The sequence below is a fragment of the Methylobacterium sp. AC690 genome (assembly GCF_979256535.1).
Map to the genome: position 1 here is coordinate 1 of NZ_CEEDOX010000120.1, position 242 is coordinate 242.

1 pseudogene is annotated in these 242 nt (G+C 71.9%); it reads right to left on the reverse strand.

Annotation, left to right across the window (positions count from 1 at the left end):
* Positions 1-242 (reverse strand): annotated as a pseudogene (locus AC0IY1_RS25540) (ABC transporter ATP-binding protein); the annotation flags it as partial.

A 242-nucleotide genomic window follows, 5' to 3' on the forward strand; every position in this document is an offset into this window, starting at 1 on the left:
GTCGAAGGTGATCTCGGCGCCCGTGCTGCCGGAGAGCGGCTCCGCCGCCGGGTGGTCGATGAGGTCGTGCGGCTGCAGCAGGGTGTGGAGCGCCGCCGAGAGGCGGGCGGTGTGCTGGGTGGCGTCCACCAGCGCCACGGCGCGGTCGCGGGAGGCGGCGAGGATGCGGATGCCGAGGGTGCAGACCAGAACCACCTGACCGTTGGGGGCCTGCTTGTTCTCCCACAGGTTGATCGCCCAGT